Raw genomic sequence first — 21,875 nt, 5'->3', positions numbered from 1 at the left:
ATGGGAGAATGCGCCCTCGTGGATGTCAAGCAGCAGGCGGGCCTCGCCGTCGTGGACAAGCCGTCCGGGATGACCTCGCACGACGTGGTTTCGCGGGCGCGGAAGGTGTTCGGCACCCGCGCGGTGGGGCATGCGGGGACCCTCGATCCGCTGGCGACCGGGGTGCTGGTGCTCGGTATCGGGCGGGCCACCAAACTGCTCGGCCACCTCGCCCTGGACGCGAAGTCGTACACCGCCGCCGTGGTGCTCGGGGCCAATACGGTCACCGATGACGCCGAGGGTGAGACGCTCTCCGAGACGGACGCCTCCGCGGTCACCGAGGATGCGGTGCGCGCCGCGATCGCGGAGCTGACCGGGACCATCCAACAGGTGCCCAGCGCGGTGAGCGCGGTCAAAGTGGACGGCAAACGGGCCTATGCGCGGGTGCGCGAGGGTGAGCAGGTGGAGCTCGCCGCGCGCACCGTGACGGTCTCCCGGTTCAGCCTGGAATCCTTCGCGCAAAACGGAAACCGGGTGGAGTGCACCGTGTCCGTGGATGTCTCCTCGGGTACCTATGTGCGCGCGCTTGCCCGGGATCTGGGTGCGGCACTCGGAGTCGGCGGGCACCTGAACGCCCTGCGCCGCACCGTGGTCGGGCCGTTCACCCTCGAACACGCGAGGCCGCTCGAGGAGCTCGCGCTTTCCCTGGATCTCGATGCCGCCGTGGCGCACGCCTTCCCGGCGCACCGGGTCGACGAGGCCACCGCGCGCGCCATCCGTTACGGCCAGCGCACCCCGGCGGCGGGGATCGCGGGCACCTACGGGGTGCTCGACGAACACGCGCATGCGATCGCCATCGCGAAGGACGCGGGGCCGCACTGCAAGACCGCGGTGGTGCTGGACCCGGCCTGAAGCCCCGGCCCCGGCGGGAAACTCAGTGCCTGCCCTCCCCGCAGTAGCCGTCCCCGTCACCGTCCCGTTCGCCGGGAAGACAGGGATGCCCGGTGTTGCCGGTGTGGTGTTTCCTCGGCGGACGCGGCTCCGGGATATCGGGGGTGTCCGGCACATAGGTATCGGGTTCCTCGAGGGTGGTCTCCGGCCCGGGTTCCTCGGCCGGTGGCGGTTCCACCGTGGCGACCGGTGCTTCGGTAGTGGTCCGGGCGGCGCAGCCGGTCGGCGACCACTGGCCGAGGGTGGCCGCCTTGGCCGTGCGAACCGCGCCGTCCACGGCCGCCGCACGGCGCGCACCCTCGCCCGCGCCGTCGAAGGTGGCCCAGCCGTTGCGGGCGAGTTCGAGGCCGAGGTCGCGGTCGTCCTCGGTGATCAGGTTCGCCAGGACCGCGCCGGACTGGTCGGGGGTGCCGTCGCCGCGGTCGGGCACCACCCGGGTTCCCCGGTACCGGTCGAGAAAGCTCCGCGCTTCCGGTCCGCACGGTGCGGTGAGCTCGGGGGCCGCGATACCGAGCAGGTGAATCCGCTGGGTACCGTCCAATACCACGGTGTCGCCGCTCGGTACGGCGGTGATCGTGCGCGTGCTGGGGGCCGGGCTGGAGGGCGCGCTGCTGGAGGACGGTGCGGCGGCCTGCTGGATCGGACCACCACAGGCCGCCAAGGACACAGTGAGTAATGATCCGGCAGCGAGGAGGGAGCGGGGATGGCGGCGTCTTCGTGCAGTGGACAACGTGGCCTCACAGGGTTTCAGGGTCCGGCGGACGGTGAGTGGTGTCCGGGTTTCGCTCCCTACTCCGATTACGTTACGTGTTGCGCTGGCGAATCACCCGGCTTGCGTCGGCACCGTCCGCTGGGCTGATCGCCCCGACGGTGGCTTCGCGTAAGCTCTGCCGTTGTGAGGCGTTGGCGTGGACTCGAGAATCTGCCGGGCGGTTGGGGACGGTGCGTGCTCACGATCGGTGTGTTCGACGGGGTGCACCTCGGGCATCAGTCGCTGTTGCGGCGTGCGCGCGAGCTCGCCGCCGAGCGCGGACTGCCGAGCGTGGTGCTCACCTTCGATCCGCATCCTTCCGAGGTGGTGCGCCCGGGGAGTCATCCGGCGCAGCTGACCACCTTGCGGCGCAAGGCGGAACTGGTCGAGCAGCTGGGCATCGACGTGTTCTGCGTGCTTCCGTTCACCCCGGAGCTGCAGCACCTCTCGCCCGAGGTCTTCGTGCACGAGCTGCTGGTGGACAAGCTGCACGCGGCGGCCGTGGTGGTCGGGGCGAACTTCACCTTCGGGCACAAGGCGACCGGGACCGTGGATACCCTGCGCGAGCTCGGCGGGAAGTTCGGTTTCTCGGTCGAAGCGGCGGAACTGCTCTCCTCCCGGCCGAACGGGGACGCCGGGGTCACCTTCTCCTCGACCTACATCCGCTCGTGCATCGACGCCGGGGACATCGCGGCCGCGGCCGCCGCGCTCGGCAGGCCGCACCGGCTGGACGGGATCGTGGTGCGCGGCGACGGCCGGGGGCGCGAACTCGGCTTCCCCACGGCGAACCTCTCCCTGCCCCGGTTCGCCGCGGTCCCCGCGGACGGCATCTACGCGTGCTGGTTCGGCCGGGCGGGAAGCACCGAGCGGGAGCGGGCCGCGGTCTCGGTCGGCACGAATCCGACGTTCTCCGGGAAGGAACGACGGGTGGAGGCGTTCCTGCTGGACAGCAACGAGGACCTGTACGGGCAGCGCGTGCACCTGGACTTCGTGGCCCGGGTACGCGATATGGAGCGCTTCGATTCCCCGGAGGCCCTGATCGAGACGATGCACGAGGACACAAGGCGCACCGCGGAGATCCTCGCGGCCGACGCCGCGAACGGCTGAGCCAAGGGGAGGGGCCGGGCGCCGGAGCACGTCCGGGCGGGGCCGGCGAGCGAGGAGGGGTGGTGCAGGAATGGACGAGAGCCAGACGGTCGCACGCAACATCGCACTGCAGCGCGAGTGGTACGGCGAACCGCTCGGGGACCGGGTGCGCAGGCTCGTCGTCGTGTTCGACATCTCCCAGGCGCAGCTGGCCGAGGTACTCGGTATTTCCCCGCCGATGCTCTCCCAGGTGATGAGCGGGCGACGGGCCAAGATCGGCAATCCCGCGGTGCTCGCCAGGCTGATCATGCTCGAGCGCGCCGTGTCCCGCCCGGCCGTCGCTGAGGGGGAGCGGGACGCGCAGCGCCAGGCCCTCGACGAGGTGCGCGATTCCCGGCCCGCGGTGACCACGGACGCGATCTCGGTCGAGGGCGGCGGTGCCGAGGTCGGCGGGGAAGAACAGGTGGCCTTCGCCGTCCTGCGCGCGGTCGCGAGCAGCACGGAGCTCACCGAAGCGGCTGGCCGGCTGGACGGCACTCACACGGGTCTGTCCCGGCTGCTGTTGCGCGCGGCCGGAGCGGAACTCGACCAGGACTGACCGGATGCGGCTGTTCAGCGCGGTGTTCCCGGACGAGACGGCGGCCCGGCACCTCGAACACGCGGTGCGCGGCCTCCCGGAACGGGTCACGCAGCGACCGCGCTGGCACATCACGCTGTGCTTCCACGGTGAGGAAGAACCGGGCCCGATGGCGGAACGGCTCCGCGCCCGGCTGACCGGGATGCCCGCGCCCCGGTTGCGGCTCGCCGGTTCCGGGCGATTCGGTGCGGTGTACTTCGCCGCGGTGGACGAGGCCGAACCCGGTGTGCTGCGCGAACTGGCCCTGGCCTGCGGCGCGGGGTGGTGGTTCCATCCGCACCTGACCCTGTCCAGGGCCGTGCCGGGCGACCCGCTCGCCGGGTACTCCGGTCCCTGGTTCACCGCGCCCGAGGCCGCGCTCGTGGCCAGCGAAGGCGGGCGGTACACCGTGCTGCGGCGCTTCCCCCTGTGCGCGAAGTGACCATGTGCCCCTGCTACCCTGACAGACGGTGTGTCAGCACCTCGGTACGGCTGCAGTCCGCGGCGGCCGGGTACCGGTATCGAACAGAACGCGGCACGAAGCAAGAGGAGTTGTATCAGTGGCCCTGTCCACGCAGGAGAAGAAGGACATCCTGACCGAATACGGTCTGCACGGGACCGACACGGGTTCCCCGGAGGCGCAGGTCGCGCTGCTGACCAAGCGGATCACCGGGTTGACCGAGCACTTGAAACAACACAAGCACGACCACCACTCGCGTCGCGGGTTGCTGCTGATGGTCGGCCGTCGCCGCCGTCTGCTCAACTACGTGTCCAGTGTGGACATCGAGCGCTACCGTTCGCTGATCGGGCGACTGGGATTGCGCCGGTAACAGCATGAGGCGGGGAAGTGGCGCGCGAGCCGCTTCCCCGTTTTCATATACGGAGGCGTCGAAAGGCGCGTCCCAGGAACAAACCGCGCGAGCAGGCGACGAGCCGCCCGGTCCTCGGTAGTGGTTCCCGGGCCCTGTGTTCCCGAGAACTTCGATCGATGGCCGGCCTCATTCGAGCGGAGCTGCGCCGCTCGCGCGAGAGACGGATGAGGAGACAAGTTCATGACACAGTTCGGTGAGAGCGCGGTGCACGAGACCACCGCGGTCATCGACAACGGCCGCTTCGGCAAGCGCACGGTGCGCTTCGAGACCGGACGGCTGGCCAAGCTCGCCGCGGGCAGCGTCGTCGCCTACTTGGACGACGAGACCATGCTGCTCTCCGCGACCAGCACCTCCAAGCACCCGAAGGAGAACCTCGACTTCTTCCCACTCACCGTGGACGTCGAGGAGCGGATGTACGCCGCGGGCCGGATTCCCGGCGCGTTCTTCCGCCGGGAGGGCCGCCCCTCCACCGACGCCATCCTCGCCTGCCGGCTCATCGACCGGCCGCTGCGCCCGACCTTCGCCGACGGCCTGCGCAACGAGGTGCAGGTGGTCATCACGGTGATGAGCATCAACCCGGCGGACGCCTACGACGTGGTCGCGATCAACGCCGCCTCGGCGTCCACCCAGATCTCCGGACTGCCCTTCTCCGGGCCGGTCGGCGGGGTGCGGGTCGCCCTCGTCGACAACCAGTGGGTGGCCTTCCCGACCTACGAGCAGCTCGAGCAGGCCGTGTTCAACATGGTCGTCGCCGGCCGGGTCACCGAGTCCGGCGAGGTCGCGGTGATGATGGTCGAGGCCGAGGCCACGGAGCAGGCGCTCGACCTGGTCTCCGGCGGCGCGCAGGCCCCGACCGAGCAGGTCGTCGCCGAGGGCCTCGAAGCCTCGAAGCCGTTCATCCGCGCGCTGTGCCAGGCGCAGGCCGAGCTGGCCAAGGCCGCAGGCAAGCAGGTCGAGGACTACCCGAGGTTCCTGGCCTACCAGCAGGATGTCTACGACGCGGTCGCCGAGATCGCCACCGACGACCTCACCGCGGCGATGACCGTCGGCGACAAGGCCGAGCGCGACGCCAAGACCGACGAGGTCAAGGCGAAGGTTCTCGAGCAGCTCGAGGAACGGTTCGCGGAGCGGGTCGGCGAGATCGGCGGCGCGTTCAAGGCGCTGAACAAGAAGGTGGTCCGGCAGCGGATCCTGCGCGACCAGGTGCGCATCGACGGGCGCGGGGTGACCGACATCCGCCAGCTCGCCGCCGAGGTCGCCGTGGTCCCGCGGGCGCACGGTTCGGCGGTCTTCGAGCGCGGCGAGACCCAGATCATGGGTGTCACCACGCTGAACATGCTGCGCATGGAGCAGTCCATCGACTCGCTCTCCCCGGAGACCACCAAGCGCTATATGCACCACTACAACATGCCGCCGTACTCCACCGGTGAAGCCGGCCGCGTCGGCACCCCGAAGCGCCGCGAGATCGGGCACGGCATGCTCGCCGAACGCGCGATCGTGCCGGTGCTGCCCAAGCGCGACGAGTTCCCCTACGCGATCCGCCAGGTCTCCGAGGCCCTCGGGTCCAACGGCTCCACCTCCATGGGTTCGGTGTGTGCCTCCACCATGGGCCTGCTCAACGCCGGTGTTCCGCTCAAGGCGCCGGTCGCGGGTATCGCCATGGGCCTGGTCTCCGACGAGGTGGACGGCAAGACCGAGTACGTCGCGCTGACCGACATCCTCGGCGCCGAGGATGCCTTCGGTGACATGGACTTCAAGGTCGCGGGCACCTCCGAGTTCGTCACCGCGCTGCAGCTGGACACCAAGCTCGACGGCATCCCGTCCGACGTGCTCGCCAAGGCGCTCAACCAGGCCCGGGACGCGCGCCTGGCCATCCTCGAGGTGATCAGCCAGGCGATCGGCGGACCGGACGAGATGTCCCCGTACGCGCCGCGGGTCACCAGCGTGAAGGTCCCGGTCGACAAGATCGGCGAGGTCATCGGGCCGAAGGGCAAGATGATCAACTCCATCACCGAGGACACCGGCGCGGACATCTCCATCGAGGACGACGGCACCATCTACGTGGGTGCCGCGGACGGTCCCTCCGCCGCCGCCGCGATCGACAAGATCAACGCCATCGCGAACCCGCAGCTGCCCAAAGTCGGCGAGCGGTTCCTCGGGACCGTGGTCAAGACCGCCGCGTTCGGCGCGTTCGTCTCGCTGCTGCCCGGCAAGGACGGCCTGGTGCACATTTCCAAGCTGGGCAACGGAAAGCGCATCGGCAAGGTCGAGGACGTGGTCAAGGTCGGCGACAAGCTGCGCGTGGAGATCGCGGACATCGACCAGCGGGGCAAGATCAGCCTGGTTCCGGTGCGCGAGGAAGACGCCGCCGAGGCGGCCGCGGAGCCGGAGAACGCCGGGGCCACCGAGGTCGCTGCCGAGGAGAACACCGAGGCCGCGGCACCGGCTGCCGACTGAGCCTCACGAATGGGCATGACACGCACGCCGCTGCCGGGACACCGGCAGCGGCCGGGCAGCACTGTCGTCGTCGAGCGGGACGCCGACCGGAATCCGAGGATCAAGCGCACCGTGCTTCCCGGTGGCCTCCGAGTGATCACCGAGGCCGTCGACTCGGTGCGCTCCGCCTCGGTCGGTATCTGGGTCGGTGTCGGCTCGCGTGATGAAAGCCCCTCGGTCGCGGGTGCCGCGCACTACCTGGAACATCTGCTGTTCAAGGGCACGGCCAAGCGCAGCGCGGTGCAGATCGCCGAGGAGATGGACGCGGTCGGCGGGGAGCTGAACGCGTTCACCGCCAAGGAGCACACCTGCTACTACGCGCACGTGCTGGACGAGGATCTGCCGCTGGCCGTCGACCTGCTCTGCGATGTGGTCTTCGACGCGCTGTTCGCGCAGCGGGACATGGATCTCGAACGCAGTGTGGTGCTCGAGGAGATCGCCATGCGCGACGACGATCCCGAGGACCTGTTGCACGAGGCCTACAGCACCGCATCGCTCGGGGAGCACCCGCTCGCCCGGCCGGTGCTCGGCACCGAGGCCTCGATCAAGGGCATGTCGCGGACCAGCCTGCGCGGATTCTGGCGCAGACGGTACGCGCAGGAGCGGATGGTCATCTCCGTGGCGGGCAACATCAGCCACGGCGAGGTGCTCCGGCTGGTGCGCAAGGCCCTCGGTGAACGGGTCGACGGGGACCGGGCGCCCCGGCCGCCGCGCGGTGGCCAGGCGCGGATCAGCACCCCGCCGCGCATGGTGCTGCGCTGTGACGACACCGAGCAGGCGCACCTGATGCTCGGGGTGCGCGGGATCGACCGGCACGATCCGCGCCGGTTCACCCTCTCCGTGCTCAACGCGGCCCTCGGCGGTGGTATGTCCTCGCGGCTGTTCCAGGAGGTCCGGGAACGGCGGGGGCTGGTCTACCAGGTCTACTCCTCGGCGGCCTGCTACGCCGACACCGGCAACCTCGCGGTGTACGCGGGATGCCAGCCCGAACGGCTCGGCGAGGTCGCCGGAGTGGTCCGGGATGTGCTCGACACCGTGGCCGCGGACGGGCTCTCCGCGGCCGAACTGGCCAGGGGCAAGGGCCAGCTGCGCGGCGGCCTGGTGCTCGGGCTCGAGGACACCGCCTCCCGGATGTCGCGGATCGGCAAGGGCGAGCTGAACTACGCGGAACACCTCTCGGTGGACGAAACCCTCGACCGGATCGAAGCGGTCACCGAGGAGGAGGTTGCTGAGTTGGCCGCCACACTGCTGCGCCGCCGCGTCGCCGTCTCCGTGGTCGGCCCGTACGCTCACGCCGACGAACTGCCGAACCAGCTGCACGAGGTGGTCTCATGACAGCGTGGGCCCGACGCGGCCTTCCTTGTGCTCCTCGCTCGCCGGGGCTTGCTGCGATGCTCAGGAAGGACCGCTTCTCATGACACTGCTGGTCCGATCGGACTTGCGCTGCGCTCCTCGGACCGCAGGCGGTCCTGCGATGCTCGCGAAAGGTCCGCTCTCATGACCGAACGTTCGCCGGAGAACCCCATCCGCGTCGGCGTGCTCGGCGCGCGCGGGCGAATGGGCGCGCAGGTCTGCCGAGCGGTCGAGGCCGCCCCGGACACCGTGCTCGCCGCCGCGATCGACGCGGGGGATGAACCGGCCGCGCTGACCGAGGCCGGAACCGAGGTCGCGGTCGACTTCACCCATCCCGACGCGGTGCTGGAGAACCTGCGGTTCTGCGTGGAGCAGGGCATCCACGCGGTCGTCGGCACCACCGGGTTCACCGAGGAACGACTCGAAACCGTGCGCGGCTGGCTGGACAACGCCCTCGGGGTCGGGGTGCTGCTCGCACCCAACTTCGCGATCGGCGCCGTGCTGTCGATGCGCTTCGCCCAGCTCGCCGCCAAGTATTACGAGTCCGCCGAGGTGATCGAGCTGCACCACCCGCGCAAGGCGGACGCGCCCTCCGGGACGGCCTCGCGGACCGCCGAACTCATCGCGCGGGCCCGCGGCGAAGCGGGTCTCGGTGCCGTTCCGGACGCCACCACCAGTGAGGTGGACGGGGCGCGCGGGGCGGACCTGGACGGGGTGCGGGTGCACTCGGTGCGGCTGTCCGGTCTCGTCGCCCACCAGGAGGTGCTGTTCGGCACCGAGGGGGAGACGCTGACCATCCGGCACGACTCGCTCGACCGGAGCTCCTTCGTGCCGGGTGTGCTGCTCGGGGTTCGTTCCATCCTGGACCGGCCGGGCCTGACCATCGGCCTCGAACCCCTGCTCGAGCTGTGACGATGACTCGCTTTCGCACTCGATCGGCAGCTTCGCGATGAAAGCCAAAGTCATGGCGGTGGTGCTCACCGCCGTCGTGCTGGTGTACCTGGTACTGCTGGCCGAGCGCGCCTTCCAGCTGATCGGCACCGGACAGATCACGGGCATCCTGCTCGGCATCGGGGTGCTCATCCTGCCGTTCGTCGGACTGTGGATCGCCTGGGTGAACCTGCGTTTCGGGATGCGCATGGAGCGGCTGACCAAACGGCTCGAAGCGGAGGACGGCCTGCCCGACATCTCCGAACTGCCCCGGCGCCCATCTGGACGGGTGGACCGGGAGGCCGCCGACGAGTTCTTCGAACAGATCCGGGCCGAGGCCGCACGCGAGCCGGAGAACTGGCGCGGGTGGTACCGGCTGGCCTACGCCTACGACGTCGCCGGGGATCGCCGCCGTGCCAGGGAAACCATGCGCCGTGCCCTCGAACTCGCCGACTGATCAGGCGAACAGGTGGTGGCCGAACACCACGCCGGGAAAAAGAGCGAGCAGCGCGAACCGCAGGAACCGGCCGGGCAGACTGGCCAACAGGAACGCGCCGAGTGACATTCCGGAGAATCCGGCGAGCACCGTGGTCAGGAAGAACGGCGGCAACCCGATCACCGAACTGACCGTGTGCGTGCCGAACATCCATTTCGGATGCTCGTGGCATTTCTCCCGGATCCAGGTGAACCACACTTTCGCGGTGTGCCAGGCGCGCCGGAACACCGAACCCCGCGGGCACTCCCGCCGTGGCGCCGAGACCATCGCCGCCTCGGTCTTGCGGTGGATGAACGCGGGCAGCCGCATATCGCCGCGCGCCGCGTAGAAGTACAGCAGCTTGCCCAGAACCTGGCCGATCGCGACCACCGCGCCGACCGCCCACCACGGCGGGCCCTGTTCGTGCTGCGCGGTCGCCGCGGCGAGGACGAAGATCTCCACGTTCACCACGGGAATCAGGGCCGAGCCGATCGCGACGCCGAACGACAACAACAGCATCCCGATCATCGTGTTGTTCCCATTCCGGTATCGGTTCGGACCCCGCTGTCACGGTACCAACGCGGACCGCCCGGCGCGGTGGGGTTGATCCCCGATATCGCCATGGGGAAACCCCTACTCAAAGGTGCGCTTACTCGAGATGCAGATCGAGGGTTCCGGTCAGCCGTGCCTCGCGCACCTGCCCGCCGCCGGTGTCCAGGGTCCGCACCAGGCCGTCCGCCCGCCATCCCGCGCGTTCGTAGAAGGACAGCGCGGCGTGGTCGGCCTCGGGAATCCAGGTGATCCCGCGCGTGAAGCCGCGGGCACGCAGCCGCCCGGCCGCGGTGGCCAGCAGCCGCCCGCCGTGTCCACGCCGCCCCCAGCGCGGCTCCACGAACAGGGTGCCGATCAGTCCCACGGTCCCGGCATCCCCGGGCAGTTCGCCGCCCACCCCGAGCAGTTCCGCGTGCGGGGCCGCTCCGCAGACGCAGCAGCCGACCGGTTCGGTGCCCTCGAGCGCGAGGAGGGTGTCGGTCTCCGCGGCGATCACCTCGCTCCAGCGCCCCTCGATGTGCTCCGGTTCGAGTTCGGCGAGCGCCTCGGCGGGCAGCAGATCCGCATAGGCATAACGCCAGGTGCGCGCCTGTATCCCGGCGATGGCCCGCGCGTCCGCACCGCTCGCCTCGCGCACCACTGCCTCCGCCATGGCGGTGACCCTATCGGTTCTGTCGGTGGCGGCTGGCAACATGACCGCCGTGACGACGTTGACCGCTGCCGCCGCCCGCCGGGCCGCACTCGCCGCGACGGGGCTCACCGAGCCCCGGCCCTCGGGAACACCGAACCGCAGACATCTCGGCAAGGTCCTGGACCGGATCCGGCTGCTGCAACTGGACTCGGTGAACGTGGCCGTGCGCGCGCACTACATGCCGTTGTTCTCCCGGATCGGGCCCTATCCGGCGCGGCTGCTCGACGAGGCCGCCTGGCAGCACCGCGCCCGTTCGCCGCGGCTGCTCGTGGAGTACTGGGCGCACGAGGCGAGCCTGCTGCCGGTCGGGGACTGGCCGCTGTTCCGCTGGCGGATGCGGCAGTTCGCGGCCAATCGTGGGCGCTGGCCCGCGCACGCCGTCGCACCGGAACTGGCGGAGAAGGTGCGCGCGTGCGTGGCGGAGCTCGGCCCGGTCGGAGCGGGCGAACTGGAGCGGGTGCTGGAACTGCGTACGGACGAGGCGAGCAGGCGCGGCGGCTGGTGGGAACGTTCGGAGGTGAAGCGCGCCTGCGAATGGTTGTTCGCCATCGGTGAGCTGACCACGGGCACCCGGGTGGGTTTCCAGCGGCACTACGACCTGCCCGAGCGGGTGCTGCCCGGGGACCTGCTCGATCGGGAGATCCCCGAGGACGAGGCGGCGCGCACCCTGGTGCGGCGTGCCGCGGGGGCACTCGGTGTGGCCACCGAACCCGATCTGCGCGACTACTACCGCCTGCCGCCCGCGATGAGCCAGGCCGCGGTGGCCGGGCTCGTCGAGGACGGGCTGCTCGAACAGGTCGAGGTGCGGGGCTGGCGGGCGCCCGCGTACAAACCGCCCGAGGGGAAGATCCCGCGCCGGACGGGAGCGCGCGCCCTGCTGTGCCCCTTCGATCCGCTGATCTGGTTCCGGGAGCGCACCGAGCGGCTGTTCGATTTCCACTACCGCATCGAGATCTACACGCCCGCGCACAAGCGGGTGCACGGCTACTACGTGTTCCCCTTCCTGCTCGACGACGTGCTTGTGGCGCGGGTCGACCTCAAGGCGGACCGGGCCGCGGGTGCCCTGCTGGTGCACGGTGCCTTCGCCGAGGACGGGGTCGACCGCGCGCACGTGGTCCGCGAGCTCGCTGCGGAATTGTGTGCCATGGCGGACTGGCTCGAACTCGGCGAGGTGGTCGTCGGTGCGAAGGGGGACCTCGCCCGCCCGCTGCGCGCCGAGCTCTGAAGGGAGGAGCTGTCGGCTTGAGTGGCGGTGCGTGGCGGGTCCGGCGGCGGTGTCGGCTGCGCGAGTTGCCCTGGCGGTTCCGCTCCCCGGAGACGGGTCAACTCGCCTTGGTGAGGGTGATGCCGCCGCCGGTGCGGCCGCGCAACCGCACGGTGCTCGCGGGTTCGGCCGCCGCGTCCGATTCCGGGCGCTGTGCCTGGATGTCCAGCTCGCTGCGCATTCGCCCGGACGCCCCCTGCAGGTCCAGTTCGGCGAGCACCCCGGAGGGCACGCCGATGCGCAGTTCGCCCGAACCGGCGGTGAGCTCCACCGAACCGGAGTGCGCCTCGCGGATGGTGATGTCGCCGTTCCCGGTGCGCGCCATGAGCTCGCCGCGCAGGCTGCCCACGGTCACATCCCCGCCGCCGGTGGTGATGGCTGCGGATTCGGACAGCCCGTCGACCGCGACCGGACCGGCCCCGGTGCGCGCCCGCAGCCGCGCGGTCACCGAGCCCACGTGCACCTGGCCGGTGCCCGCCTGCAGTTCCGTCGGACCGGTGACCGATTCCAGGCTCACCCGGCCCGAACCGGTCTGGATGTCCCCGCCCCCGAGCGGCCCGTTGACCTCCACCGAAGCGCCACCGCTGCGCAATCGCAGGGTGGATTCCGCGGGCACCCGGATCGACACGTCGAGCGGGATCAGCCGCATCGGCAACTGCTTGCTCGGCCGCACCCGCAACCGGTCCGCGCTGAACTCGATCGTCGCGTCGTGCACCGCGGTCAGGTTCCCCGCGGCATATTCGCCGATGCGTTCCCCCACCCAATTCAACAGCCCGGAAAGGCCCTCGGAACCGGTGAAGGACCACGCCGGATCCCCGGCCCCGGGGGATTCGCCGGAACCGAACTCGCGGATCTCGACGCGCACCTCGGTGCTGCCCGGTTCGGCTACGCGTACCGCGAGCCGTCCGGCGGGCAGCTCGACGTCCACGGTGACCGGGCCTTCGGCGGTGTACTCCCGTGGATACACGCTGAGATCGGGATCGCCGAGTGTCGGGTCCAGTCCCGGCCCCTCCGGCCCGCCCGCACCGCTCACCATTGCGTCCACCCGCGCATGCCGGCTCCGGAGCTCGCGCCCGGGGTGCGGGCCCTGTTGCCGGAGAGTGCTCCCTGCAGGGCCTGGCTGACGAAGGAGTTGAGCGAGAGTCCCTGGGAGGCGGCGGCCTGTTCCGCCTTGGCCTTGAGCTCCTCCATCATGCGGACGGTGACTCGGCTGATGTCACCGGTGGCGTCAGCCGAAGGGAACGGCTGTGGCTCCGGTTCCGGCTCGGGTTCGGTCTCGCTTTCGTGGCCGGTGACGACTACCTTCACGTCCCGGCCGTCCAGCCGTACCTCGACGGTGTTCCCGGCCAGTTTGGAGGTGATTTCGGCGGCCATATCGGAGAGCGCGTTCATCAACGCGAGCCGGGCGGCCGGTTCGATGGCGGCGGCGAGCGCCTGGGCGTGCCTGCGGGATTCCTCGTCGCCCGCCGAGGCGGCGGTGGCAAGGTCCTGGCGAAGGCTGGAGAGATACGGTGTCAAATCCATGACGTCATGATGGCATCAAATGTGACGTCGTGCAATGTCGCTTCGATGTCAGCGTTGCGGTGGTGGTCAGGGGAACGCGGGATCATCGGTGCATCCGGCTACCCTCGAGAACGATCCGGGGAGTCAGGACAGGAAGGATGTGCCGCCGTGGCCGAGACGGTGCCGCCGAAGGTTCAGCTGGTTGCCAAGACGGAGTTCGCACCGCCCGAGGATGTGCCGTGGTCGACCGACGCGGACGGGGGAGAGGCGCTCGCGGAGTTCGCCGGGCGCGCCTGCTACCAGTCCTGGCGCAAGCCGAACCCGAAGACGGCGACCAATGAGGGATACATCGGCCACATTCTCGAGGTCGGTCACCTCTCGGTGCTCGAGCACGGTTCGGTGACCTTCTACATCACCGGGATCTCCCGTTCGCTGACCCACGAACTGATCCGGCACCGGCACTTCTCCTATTCACAGCTGTCCCAGCGCTACGTCCCGGAAGGCAACACGGCCTTCGTCGAGCCGGACGTGATCGCCGAGGATCCGGAACTGCACGAGCGGTTCCTCGCCGCGGCGGCGGCGAGCACCGCGGCCTACCAGGATCTGCTGGAGGGTCTGGAGAAGCGGTTCGCCGACGAGCCGAAGGCGACACTGCGCAAGAAGCAGGCGCGCCAGGCCGCCCGCGCGGTGCTGCCGAACGCGACCGAGACCCGTATCGTGGTCACCGGGAACTACCGGACCTGGCGGCATTTCATCGCGATGCGCGCCTCCGAGCACGCCGATGTGGAGATCCGCGCGCTCGCCGTGGAATGCCTGCGGCAGCTGCAGAAGGCCGCGCCGAACGTGTTCGCCGATTTCACCATCTCGAGCCTGGCCGACGGTACCGAGGTCGCGTCCAGTCCACTGGTCGCCGAGGGCTGAGGAGGAATCCCGGATGCGCAAGCTCAGCATCGAGGCCTACCCGGAAAGCTACGTGGTCTGCCGCCTCGCCGCGGACGCCGAACCGCCCGCGGGCGTGTTCGCCGCGGCGGGCCTGGTGTCGGTCACCCGGACCGAGGACGAGCTCTCCATCGTGTGCCCGGAATCGGTGGCCCCGGCCGGAGCCCAGCTCACAGCGGGCGGCTGGCGGCGGCTGACCGTGCACGGACCGCTCGAGTTCAGCCTCACCGGGATCATGGCCGCGCTCTCCGGCGCGCTGGCCGAGGCCGGTGTCTCGCTGTTCGCGGTCTCCACCTACGACACGGACCATATCCTGGTGAAACAGTCCGATCTCGGTCGCGCGCTCGAGGTGCTGCGGACGGCCGGACACGAAGTGACGGAGCGAAACGATGCGGGTTGATCTCGACGAGCGGGCGCTGCTGTGCGATCTCATGCTCGAGTACGGACCGGACGCGCCCACCCTGTGCGAGGGCTGGGCGGTCCGTGATCTCGCCGGGCATCTCGTGCTGCGCGAACGCCGTCCGGACGCGGCCCCGGGGGTGCTCATTCCCGCGCTGCGCGGGCGGGCGGACCGGGTGCAGAACGAGTACGCGGCCCGCTGGCCCGAGGTGGTCAATCTGGTCCGGACCGGGCCGCCGCGCTGGATGCCGACCAGTCTGCCCTCGGTGGGCAAGGTCGCCAATACCGCGGAGTTCTTCGTGCACCACGAGGATGTGCGCCGTGCCCAGCAGGGCTGGCGTCCCCGCCCGGCCGATGCCGAACGAGATCGTGCGCTGTGGGGCGCTGTCGGCAGGATGGCCTGGCTACCGCTGCGCAAGGCGCCCTGCGGGGTGCGCATGCACGCCGAGGGCCACGGCGAGATCGTCGCGCGCAAGGGAACGCCCTCGGTGCGGATCGACGGGGCGCCCGGTGAGCTGTTGCTGTTCGCGCTCGGCCGGGATCAGTACCAGCTCGACTTCGAGGGCGATCCGGACCTGGTCCGCGCCCTGACCTCGAGCGAACGCAAGCTATAGCGCGGGTTCGCGGAAGGTGGCGCGATAGGCGCTCGGTGAGACCCCGAGCGAAGCGTGCAGGTGCTGGCGCAGCGAGGCGGCGGTGCCGAACCCGGATTCCGCGGCGATCCGGTCCACGGCGAGATCGGTCTCCTCGAGCAGGGCGCGGGCCCGGTCGAGGCGCTGGGTGAGCAGCCAGCGGGTCGGGGAGAGCCCGACCTCCTCGCGGAACCGCCTGGTGAAGGTGCGCACGCTCATCGCCTCGCGGTCGGCGAGCTCGCGCAGGGACAATGGCCGGTTCAGATTGCGCAGCGCCCAGGAGCGCGCCGCCACCGTGGAGCTGCGCTGCGGATCGGGTGCCGGGCGGCGGATGAACTGGGCCTGTCCGCCCTCACGATGCGGTGGCATCACAATGGCCCTGGCGACCTCGTTGGCGATCGCGGTGCCGTGATCGCACCGGATCATGTGCAGGCACAGGTCGATCCCCGAGGCATCCCCGGCCGAGGTGAGCACCCGGCCGTTGTCCGTGTAGAGCACGTCCGGATCCAGGTGCACGGCCGGATAGAGCGCGCGGAACCGTTCGGCGGCCATCCAGTGGGTGGTGGCCGCCGCACCGTCCAGCAACCCCGCCGCGGCGAGCACGAAGGCGCCGGTGCACACCGAGGCGAGCCGGGCGTGCGGGCGGATCCGGGCGAAGGCTTCGGCGAGCCAGGGATCCAGCTGCCCGCAGGTCTCGGCCCGGTCCGGCTCGTGGGTCGCCGGGATGACCACGGTGTCCGCCTCGGCGAGCAGTTCCGGCCCGTGCTCGACGGTGATGTCGAAGTCCGCGTCGGTGCGCACCCCGCCCGGAACCCGCGCGCAGGTACGCACCTCGTAGAGCGGTGTTCCCGCGGCGCCCCGCGCGCGACCGAACACCCGGTGCGCCGTGGCCAGTTCGAACGGGATCAGGCCGGGACGGGCGAGGACCGCGACCCGGTGCGGGCTGTCTCCGGTGAACTCGGACATGTCCCGATCTTTGCACAAGATGGCTATCCGGCCACTCGTTTGGCGATCACGCCGAGTGCACTCTCGGGGTGACCGAACACGGAGGAGGAACGGATCGATGCGGATACTGTGGGTCTTCGCGCACCCCGAGGCACGCTCGCTGACCGGTGCGCTGCGAGACACCGGGGTGGAAGCGCTCACCGAGGCCGGACACGAGGTGATGCACTCCGACCTGTACGCCATGGGCTGGGATCCGGTCGTCGGTGCCGCGGACTTCGGTCACCCCGAGGGGCGGCTGCGGGTGGCCGAGGCCTCGCAGCGGGCCCGCGAGGATGGCAGCCTGCGCGCGGACATCCGGGCCGAGCAGGAGAAACTGGATGCCGCGGACGCGGTGATCCTGCAGTACCCGCTGTGGTGGTTCGGCATGCCCGCGATCCTCAAGGGCTGGGTGGACCGGGTGTTCGTCCAGGGCTACGCCTACCGGGTGCGCGATCCGGAGACCGGCCGCACCCGCCGCTACGGGGACGGTGGACTGGCGGGAAAGCGCGGCATGGTCGTGGTCACCGTCGGCGCTCCGGCGAGCGCGATGGGGCCGAGGGCCATCGACGGGGACATGGACGATGTGCTGTTCCCCGTGCAGCACGGGCTGTTCTGGTACACCGGCATCCAGCCGCTCGCGCCATTCGTGGTGCCCGGCTCCGACCGGCTCGGCGAGGCAGAGTTCGACCGGCAGGCGGATCGGCTGCGGGCGCGGATGCGTGCGCTGCCCGCGGCGGAGCCGATCGCGTTCCGTCACCAGAACGGCGGTGACTACGACGAGTGGTTCGTGCTCCGCCCCGATGTGGCGCCCGGTTTGACCGGTTACCAGGCGCACTACGCGGCCCGCGGATAGGGCGGTACCGTTGCCCTATGACCGGACAGCCGACCCCTTGCCCGACAGCGTCCCCCGGACGTCCGTTCGGCCGGGTGCTCACCGCGATGTGCACGCCTTTCGACGAGCGCGGCGAACTCGACCTCGACCGGGCCCAGCAGCTCGCCGACCAGCTCGTGGAGCTGGGCAACGACGGGCTCGTGGTGAACGGGACCACTGGCGAGTCGCCGACCACCAGCGATGAGGAGAAGACCAGGCTGGTGCGTGCGGTCGTGGAGGCCGTGGGAACCCGCGCCACGGTGATCGCCTCGGTCGGCACCTACGACACCAGGCACACCGTGCACCTGGCCCATGAGGCCGAGAAGTCCGGCGCGCACGGCCTGCTCGTGGTCACCCCGTACTACTCGCGTCCGCCGCAGGCAGGGCTGCAGCAGCACTTCACCGCGGTCGCGGACGCCACCGAGCTGCCGATGATGCTCTACGACATCCCGCCCCGCTCGGTGGTGCCGATCGCGGTGGACACGCTGATGCGGCTGTCCGAGCACCCGCGCATCGTCGCGGTCAAGGACGCCAAGGGTGACCTGATCGCGGGCAGCGAGGTCATCGCGAACTCCGATCTCGTCTACTACTCCGGGGACGACGGGCTGAACCTGCCCTGGCTCAGCGTCGGCGCGGTCGGTTACGTCTCGGTGATCGGGCACGTGGTCGCGCACCGGCTGCGCACCATGCTGGACAGCTACGAAGCCGGCGAGGTCACCGAGGCGCGTTCGGTGCACCAGGGCCTGCTGCCGGTGCTGCGCGCTTTCTCCCGGGTCGGCGGGGTGGTGTTCACCAAGACGGCGATGCGGTTGCGCGGCCAGCCGGTCGGCGACCCGCGGCTGCCGTTGCCCGCGGCCACCGAGGAGCAGTACGCGGCCATCGCGGGAGACCTGCACGAGGCGGGTGTGCCGCTGGACGATGCTCCGGCCAGCCACATGCCCACCGCGGTGCGCGCCAATGTGGACATCAACGCCGCGTACGTCACCCCGACCACGCACACCTCGACAGGACCTCGCCGGTGAACGACTGGGCCTACCCGCCAGGGCTGACGAGCAAGACCCCGCCCGCCCTCGCCGACGGTGCGCTGCGCGTCGTCGCGCTCGGTGGCATCGGCGAGGTCGGCAGGAACATGACCGTCTTCGAGTACGGCGGCAAGCTGCTGATCGTGGACTGCGGGGTGCTCTTCCCGGAGGACGCGCAGCCAGGGGTCGACCTGATCCTGCCGGACTTCCGCGCCATCGAGGACCGGCTCGAGGATGTGGCGGCGATCGTGCTCACCCACGGGCACGAGGACCACATCGGCGCGGTGCCGTTCCTGCTGCGGCTGCGCCCGGACATCCCGATCGTCGGTTCCCGGTTCACGCTCGCGCTGGTGTCCGCGAAATGCCGGGAACACCGCCAGCAACCGGTGCTGCGCCAGGTCGCCGAGGGGGAGACCCACGAGTTCGGCGTGTTCGGCTGCGAGTTCTTCGCGGTGAACCACTCCATCCCGGACGGGCTCGCGGTCGCGATCAGCACCCCGGCGGGCACCGTGCTGCACACCGGGGACATCAAGCTCGACCAGCTGCCGCTGGACGGGCGGCTCACCGACTTGGCCGGGTTCTCCCGGCTCGGGGACGAGGGCGTCGACCTGTTCTGCGTGGATTCCACCAACGCCGAGGTGCCCGGTTTCGTCACCCCGGAACGCGAGATCGGCCCGGTGCTCGGGGATGTCATCGCGCGCGCCGAGCAGCGGGTGATCATCGCCTGTTTCGCCTCGCACGTGCACCGGGTCCAGCAGGTGCTCGACTTCGCCGCCGAGCACGGCCGCCGGATCGCCTTCGTCGGCCGTTCGATGGTGCGCAATATGGGCATCGCCGAGGACCTCGGCCTGCTGCGGGTTCCCGAGGGCCTGATCGTGGACATCGACACGGCGCTGACCATGCCCGCCAAGGACACCATCTTCGTGTCCACCGGATCCCAGGGTGAGCCGCTTTCCGCGCTCGCCCGGATGGCCAAGGGCGAGCACCGCTCGATCTCCATCCGGCCCGGCGACACCGTGCTGCTCGCCTCCTCGATGATCCCCGGTAACGAGACCGCGGTGTTCACCGTGGTCAACGGGCTGGTGCGGCTCGGTGCGCACGTGGTGCACCAGGGCAACGCCAAGGTGCACGTCTCCGGGCACGCTTCCTCGGGTGAGCTGCTGTTCCTCTACAACGCCGTGCGCCCGACCAATGTCATGCCGGTGCACGGGGAGTGGAAACACCTGCGTGCCAACGCCGAACTGGCCGTGCGCACCGGGGTGGAGGCCGAGCGCGTGGTGATCGCCGAGGACGGGGTGGTCGTCGACCTGGTCGATGGGATCGCCACGATCGTCGGCGCCGTTCCGGTGGGGCACGTCTACGTGGACGGGCTCTCGGTCGGTGATGTCGGCGAGTCCACGCTCTCCGACCGGCTCGTGCTCGGTGAAGGCGGTTTCGTGGCGATCAACGTGGCCGTGGACTCCCAGACCGGGCGCGCCGTGACCCCGCCGACGCTGAACGGGCGCGGGTTCTCCGATGATCCGAAGGCGCTCGACGCGGTGCTGCCGCTGGTGGAGATGGAACTCTCGCGCACCGAGTCCGAAGGCATCACCGACACCCACCGCATCGCGCAGGCGGTGCGCCGGGTCGTCGGCCGCTGGGTGAACGACACCTACCGCCGCCGCCCGATGATCGTGCCCACCGTCATCGGGGTCTAGCTGACCGGTTCCGCCTCCGGGGGCACGTGCTTCCCGGTGGCGAATTGGACCAGTGCCGCACCGCCGAGTACCACGAGACCGCCGGCCACCTGGGCGGGGGAGAGTGCCTGGCCGAGCAGCCACCACGCGAGCACCGTGGCCGTCGTCGGTTCCAGCAGGCCGAGGGCGCTCGCCGCGGCCGGGGACAGGTGCTGCAGGGAGAAGATCCCGCCCAGATAGGCGAGCACCGTGGAGAGCAGGACGATCGCCAGCAGCACCGGCCAGAGCGGGAACTGGGCGCCGCCCAGGACGACCGGCTTGTCGAGCAGGCCGAAGGGCAGGTTCCACGGCGGCGCCGTGCAGCCGACGATCGCCGCGCCGATGAGCAGGCCGACCGCGAGCACCCCGAACGGGTCCTTGGTGTTCGCGGCGTGCTCGCCGATCAGGAAGTATCCGGTGGTGGACAAGCCGGAACAGAATCCCGCGAGCACCCCGATCGGATCGAGAGTGAACCCTTGCCAGGGCTGGGCGACGAGTACCAGGCCGACAAGGGCGAGCCCGATGCCCAGCCATACCGTGCGCGCCAGCCCGGTGCGCCGGACGAACCGGATCCACAGGGCGACATAGAGCGGGGCGAGGAATTCGAGCAGCATGGCGATGCCGACCGGGATCCGGGCGATCGCGAGGAAGAACAGCAGCTGCGCGCCCGCCACGCCGAGCAGTCCGTAGCCGAGCAGCACCGGCAGATCCCGGCGGGTGAACCGCAGTGCACGCGGGCGGAACGCGGCCACCGCGAGAAACACGAGCACCGCGGCGAGTCCGATACGCACCGTCGCCGTCTGTGCGGCGGTCAGCCCGGCGTCCACCGCAGCGGTTGCCAGTGGCCCGGATGTCGCGAAGCTGACCGAGGAGATGAAGGCGAGGGTGAGCCCGCGCCAGTGGTCCGCTCCGGCGGTCACTCCGGGCGCCAGGGACTGACCACCGTCGTCGGCCGGCTCGGGTCCCGGAACCTCGGGGCGTCCATCTCCGCCTGGCGCAGCGGAACGAGATCGCGCACGATGGCACGCATGATGCGCTCGTGGGCCCGCCGCGCGTCGCCCGCGCGACCGTCGCGCAGACCACCGAGATCGACCGGTGCACCGAAGTGCACCTTGAAGGACGGGCGGCGCAGCATCGAGCTCGCGAAGGAACGCATGATCGGCGTGACATCGCGGAACGAGGTGACGATGTCGCAGCCCCAGATCATGGCCTCGTGCGCACCCCACTGCGCCACCGGGATCACCGGGACATCCGCGGCGAGCGCCATCCGGGCCACACCGGTCTTCCCGCGCTCGGGCCACAGACCGGGATCCAGTCCGATGCGTCCCTCCGGGTAGCACACCACCGGGCCGGGGGAGCTGCGCAGCCGTTCGATGGCCACGTCGAAGGCGTCTTTGATGCTCTGCTTGCGGCGGTCGACCCGCAGGTGCCCGCTCGCGCGCATGGCGTGCCCGACCACCGGGGTGTCCAGAATGCCCGCCGTGAGCAGGAAAGCAGGCGCGAGGCCGAGCTCGCGACAGGCGGCGGTCAGCACGAAGGGGTCGAAGTTCCCGATGTGGTTCGGCGCGAGCAGTACCGCCCGGTCGCGCAGTCCGGCGTCCACGCCACCGCTGACTTGCAGTTTCCCGCTCAATCCGACCACGGCACGGTCAATGGTCATCAATGTCTTCCAGGTGCGCGGGACCCGGCGCGGCGACTTGGCCGAAGAGCTCAGAACACTGACCATGACTGTGCAGCATCCCAGACACAGGTGCCCGGCCCGTGGCAGGGCCGCCTCTCGGCCGCGGTGTGACG

At 70.4% G+C, this 21,875-nt stretch carries 24 protein-coding genes; 16 read left to right on the top strand and 8 right to left on the bottom strand.

Annotated elements, in window-relative coordinates; genetic code table 11:
* The gene (gene truB, locus A37U_RS0119770; RefSeq protein WP_051111694.1) at positions 1-891 is read left to right on the top strand and encodes a tRNA pseudouridine(55) synthase TruB; all 891 of its coding nucleotides are present in this window, start codon (positions 1-3) and stop codon (positions 889-891) included.
* A 22-nt stretch (positions 892-913) separates the two neighbouring features.
* Here the strand turns inward: truB and A37U_RS0119765 are convergent, their stop codons facing one another.
* Entirely contained in the window at positions 914-1,597 is a 684-nt protein-coding gene (locus A37U_RS0119765; RefSeq protein ID WP_026197389.1) for a thermonuclease family protein, read from the bottom strand.
* A 228-nt stretch (positions 1,598-1,825) separates the two neighbouring features.
* Here A37U_RS0119765 and A37U_RS0119760 point away from each other — a divergent pair, with 228 nt between their 5' ends.
* The 8 genes from A37U_RS0119760 (at position 1,826) to A37U_RS0119725 (ending at position 9,491) form a co-directional block, all read left to right on the top strand.
* Positions 1,826-2,788: a bifunctional riboflavin kinase/FAD synthetase gene (locus A37U_RS0119760; protein WP_083933643.1), complete on the top strand. Its 963-nt coding sequence runs from the start codon at positions 1,826-1,828 to the stop codon at positions 2,786-2,788.
* 70 nt (positions 2,789-2,858) lie between these two features.
* Positions 2,859-3,365 (top strand): helix-turn-helix domain-containing protein, encoded by a 507-nt coding sequence (locus A37U_RS0119755; protein ID WP_020498399.1) that lies wholly within the window; start codon positions 2,859-2,861, stop codon positions 3,363-3,365.
* Positions 3,366-3,369: 4 nt separating this feature from the next.
* On the top strand, positions 3,370-3,825 hold the full coding sequence (locus A37U_RS0119750) for a 2'-5' RNA ligase family protein (RefSeq protein WP_020498398.1): 456 nt from the start codon (positions 3,370-3,372) through the stop codon (positions 3,823-3,825).
* 118 nt (positions 3,826-3,943) lie between these two features.
* Entirely contained in the window at positions 3,944-4,213 is a 270-nt protein-coding gene (rpsO, locus tag A37U_RS0119745) for a 30S ribosomal protein S15 (protein WP_020498397.1), read from the top strand.
* A gap of 222 nt (positions 4,214-4,435) precedes the next feature.
* The gene (locus tag A37U_RS0119740) at positions 4,436-6,712 is read left to right on the top strand and encodes a polyribonucleotide nucleotidyltransferase (RefSeq protein WP_020498396.1); all 2,277 of its coding nucleotides are present in this window, start codon (positions 4,436-4,438) and stop codon (positions 6,710-6,712) included.
* A 15-nt stretch (positions 6,713-6,727) separates the two neighbouring features.
* The gene (locus tag A37U_RS0119735) at positions 6,728-8,086 is read left to right on the top strand and encodes a M16 family metallopeptidase (protein WP_020498395.1); all 1,359 of its coding nucleotides are present in this window, start codon (positions 6,728-6,730) and stop codon (positions 8,084-8,086) included.
* A 162-nt stretch (positions 8,087-8,248) separates the two neighbouring features.
* Positions 8,249-9,016, top strand: a complete 768-nt coding sequence (gene dapB / locus A37U_RS0119730) for a 4-hydroxy-tetrahydrodipicolinate reductase (RefSeq protein WP_020498394.1) — start codon at positions 8,249-8,251, stop codon at positions 9,014-9,016.
* A 37-nt stretch (positions 9,017-9,053) separates the two neighbouring features.
* The gene (locus A37U_RS0119725) at positions 9,054-9,491 is read left to right on the top strand and encodes a hypothetical protein (RefSeq protein WP_020498393.1); all 438 of its coding nucleotides are present in this window, start codon (positions 9,054-9,056) and stop codon (positions 9,489-9,491) included.
* Here A37U_RS0119725 and A37U_RS0119720 read toward each other — a convergent pair whose 3' ends face one another.
* Positions 9,492-10,037, bottom strand: a complete 546-nt coding sequence (locus A37U_RS0119720; RefSeq protein ID WP_020498392.1) for a YqaA family protein — start codon at positions 10,035-10,037, stop codon at positions 9,492-9,494. It lies immediately after the preceding gene.
* Between the two features lie 121 nt (positions 10,038-10,158).
* A complete protein-coding gene (locus A37U_RS0119715; RefSeq protein ID WP_020498391.1) occupies positions 10,159-10,713 on the bottom strand; it encodes a GNAT family N-acetyltransferase in 555 nt (184 codons plus the stop codon).
* Positions 10,714-10,762: 49 nt separating this feature from the next.
* On the opposite strand from A37U_RS0119715, the gene A37U_RS0119710 reads away from it, so the two are divergent.
* Entirely contained in the window at positions 10,763-11,977 is a 1,215-nt protein-coding gene (locus A37U_RS0119710; RefSeq protein WP_026197388.1) for a DNA glycosylase AlkZ-like family protein, read from the top strand.
* A 97-nt stretch (positions 11,978-12,074) separates the two neighbouring features.
* Here A37U_RS0119710 and A37U_RS0119705 read toward each other — a convergent pair whose 3' ends face one another.
* A complete protein-coding gene (locus tag A37U_RS0119705) occupies positions 12,075-13,052 on the bottom strand; it encodes a DUF4097 family beta strand repeat-containing protein (RefSeq protein ID WP_020498389.1) in 978 nt (325 codons plus the stop codon).
* Positions 13,046-13,540, bottom strand: coding sequence for a toxin-antitoxin system HicB family antitoxin (locus A37U_RS0119700; RefSeq protein WP_020498388.1), 495 nt, complete (start codon positions 13,538-13,540; stop codon positions 13,046-13,048). The genes A37U_RS0119705 and A37U_RS0119700 overlap by 7 nt, the downstream gene beginning before the upstream one ends.
* A gap of 147 nt (positions 13,541-13,687) precedes the next feature.
* Here A37U_RS0119700 and thyX point away from each other — a divergent pair, with 147 nt between their 5' ends.
* From thyX to A37U_RS0119685, 3 genes are read left to right on the top strand one after another with little or no spacing between them, the layout of a single operon-like run.
* Positions 13,688-14,440 (top strand): FAD-dependent thymidylate synthase, encoded by a 753-nt coding sequence (gene thyX, locus A37U_RS0119695; RefSeq protein ID WP_020498387.1) that lies wholly within the window; start codon positions 13,688-13,690, stop codon positions 14,438-14,440.
* Between the two features lie 13 nt (positions 14,441-14,453).
* Positions 14,454-14,858, top strand: a complete 405-nt coding sequence (locus A37U_RS0119690; RefSeq protein ID WP_020498386.1) for an ACT domain-containing protein — start codon at positions 14,454-14,456, stop codon at positions 14,856-14,858.
* Entirely contained in the window at positions 14,848-15,471 is a 624-nt protein-coding gene (locus tag A37U_RS0119685; protein ID WP_020498385.1) for a TIGR03085 family metal-binding protein, read from the top strand. Before A37U_RS0119690 ends, A37U_RS0119685 begins: the two co-directional genes overlap by 11 nt.
* On the opposite strand, the gene A37U_RS0119680 is transcribed toward A37U_RS0119685, so the two are convergent.
* Positions 15,466-16,455 carry a GlxA family transcriptional regulator gene (locus tag A37U_RS0119680; RefSeq protein ID WP_020498384.1) on the bottom strand — a complete coding sequence of 330 codons (990 nt, stop codon included), beginning with the start codon at positions 16,453-16,455 and terminating at the stop codon, positions 15,466-15,468. The two genes, A37U_RS0119685 and A37U_RS0119680, sit on opposite strands and share 6 nt — an antisense overlap.
* A 97-nt stretch (positions 16,456-16,552) precedes the next feature.
* Between A37U_RS0119680 and A37U_RS0119675 the strand changes: the two genes are divergently transcribed.
* Genes A37U_RS0119675 through A37U_RS0119665 form a run of 3 tightly spaced genes read left to right on the top strand, consistent with a single transcriptional unit; the run spans position 16,553 to position 20,063 of the window.
* A complete protein-coding gene (locus tag A37U_RS0119675) occupies positions 16,553-17,326 on the top strand; it encodes an NAD(P)H-dependent oxidoreductase (protein WP_020498383.1) in 774 nt (257 codons plus the stop codon).
* A gap of 17 nt (positions 17,327-17,343) precedes the next feature.
* The gene (gene dapA, locus A37U_RS0119670; protein ID WP_040588023.1) at positions 17,344-18,366 is read left to right on the top strand and encodes a 4-hydroxy-tetrahydrodipicolinate synthase; all 1,023 of its coding nucleotides are present in this window, start codon (positions 17,344-17,346) and stop codon (positions 18,364-18,366) included.
* Complete coding sequence (locus A37U_RS0119665) at positions 18,363-20,063, top strand: ribonuclease J (RefSeq protein ID WP_020498381.1); 1,701 nt, start codon at positions 18,363-18,365, stop codon at positions 20,061-20,063. The genes dapA and A37U_RS0119665 overlap by 4 nt, the downstream gene beginning before the upstream one ends.
* Here A37U_RS0119665 and A37U_RS0119660 read toward each other — a convergent pair.
* Together A37U_RS0119660 and A37U_RS0119655 are read right to left on the bottom strand one after the other, a co-directional pair.
* On the bottom strand, positions 20,060-21,001 hold the full coding sequence (locus tag A37U_RS0119660) for an EamA family transporter (protein ID WP_020498380.1): 942 nt from the start codon (positions 20,999-21,001) through the stop codon (positions 20,060-20,062). The genes A37U_RS0119665 and A37U_RS0119660 overlap by 4 nt on opposite strands.
* Positions 20,998-21,741 carry a lysophospholipid acyltransferase family protein gene (locus A37U_RS0119655; protein ID WP_020498379.1) on the bottom strand — a complete coding sequence of 248 codons (744 nt, stop codon included), beginning with the start codon at positions 21,739-21,741 and terminating at the stop codon, positions 20,998-21,000. The genes A37U_RS0119660 and A37U_RS0119655 overlap by 4 nt, the downstream gene beginning before the upstream one ends.
* Positions 21,742-21,875 lie beyond the last annotated feature (134 nt).

The organism is Sciscionella marina DSM 45152, from assembly GCF_000379465.1.
GTDB classification, from domain to species: domain Bacteria; phylum Actinomycetota; class Actinomycetes; order Mycobacteriales; family Pseudonocardiaceae; genus Sciscionella; species Sciscionella marina.
The sequence above is the reverse complement of the archived record's forward strand: the minus strand, read 5'-3'. Positions and strand labels throughout refer to the sequence as shown.

Excerpts from the sequence above, each read along its gene's own strand:
- A37U_RS0119715 (WP_020498391.1), bottom strand. The coding sequence starts at position 10,713 with ATGGCGGAGGCAGTGGTGCGCGAGGCGAGCGGTGCGGACGCGCGGGCC.
- A37U_RS0119700 (WP_020498388.1), bottom strand. The coding sequence starts at position 13,540 with ATGGATTTGACACCGTATCTCTCCAGCCTTCGCCAGGACCTTGCCACC.
- A37U_RS0119705 (WP_020498389.1), bottom strand. The coding sequence starts at position 13,052 with ATGGTGAGCGGTGCGGGCGGGCCGGAGGGGCCGGGACTGGACCCGACA.
- truB (WP_051111694.1), top strand. The coding sequence starts at position 1 with ATGGGAGAATGCGCCCTCGTGGATGTCAAGCAGCAGGCGGGCCTCGCC.
- A37U_RS0119685 (WP_020498385.1), top strand. The coding sequence starts at position 14,848 with ATGCGGGTTGATCTCGACGAGCGGGCGCTGCTGTGCGATCTCATGCTC.
- dapA (WP_040588023.1), top strand. The coding sequence starts at position 17,344 with ATGACCGGACAGCCGACCCCTTGCCCGACAGCGTCCCCCGGACGTCCG.
- dapB (WP_020498394.1), top strand. The coding sequence starts at position 8,249 with ATGACCGAACGTTCGCCGGAGAACCCCATCCGCGTCGGCGTGCTCGGC.
- A37U_RS0119725 (WP_020498393.1), top strand. The coding sequence starts at position 9,054 with ATGAAAGCCAAAGTCATGGCGGTGGTGCTCACCGCCGTCGTGCTGGTG.
- A37U_RS0119680 (WP_020498384.1), bottom strand. The coding sequence starts at position 16,455 with ATGTCCGAGTTCACCGGAGACAGCCCGCACCGGGTCGCGGTCCTCGCC.
- A37U_RS0119690 (WP_020498386.1), top strand. The coding sequence starts at position 14,454 with ATGCGCAAGCTCAGCATCGAGGCCTACCCGGAAAGCTACGTGGTCTGC.
- A37U_RS0119655 (WP_020498379.1), bottom strand. The coding sequence starts at position 21,741 with ATGACCATTGACCGTGCCGTGGTCGGATTGAGCGGGAAACTGCAAGTC.
- A37U_RS0119675 (WP_020498383.1), top strand. The coding sequence starts at position 16,553 with ATGCGGATACTGTGGGTCTTCGCGCACCCCGAGGCACGCTCGCTGACC.
- A37U_RS0119750 (WP_020498398.1), top strand. The coding sequence starts at position 3,370 with ATGCGGCTGTTCAGCGCGGTGTTCCCGGACGAGACGGCGGCCCGGCAC.
- A37U_RS0119735 (WP_020498395.1), top strand. The coding sequence starts at position 6,728 with ATGACACGCACGCCGCTGCCGGGACACCGGCAGCGGCCGGGCAGCACT.
- A37U_RS0119740 (WP_020498396.1), top strand. The coding sequence starts at position 4,436 with ATGACACAGTTCGGTGAGAGCGCGGTGCACGAGACCACCGCGGTCATC.
- A37U_RS0119755 (WP_020498399.1), top strand. The coding sequence starts at position 2,859 with ATGGACGAGAGCCAGACGGTCGCACGCAACATCGCACTGCAGCGCGAG.
- A37U_RS0119720 (WP_020498392.1), bottom strand. The coding sequence starts at position 10,037 with ATGATCGGGATGCTGTTGTTGTCGTTCGGCGTCGCGATCGGCTCGGCC.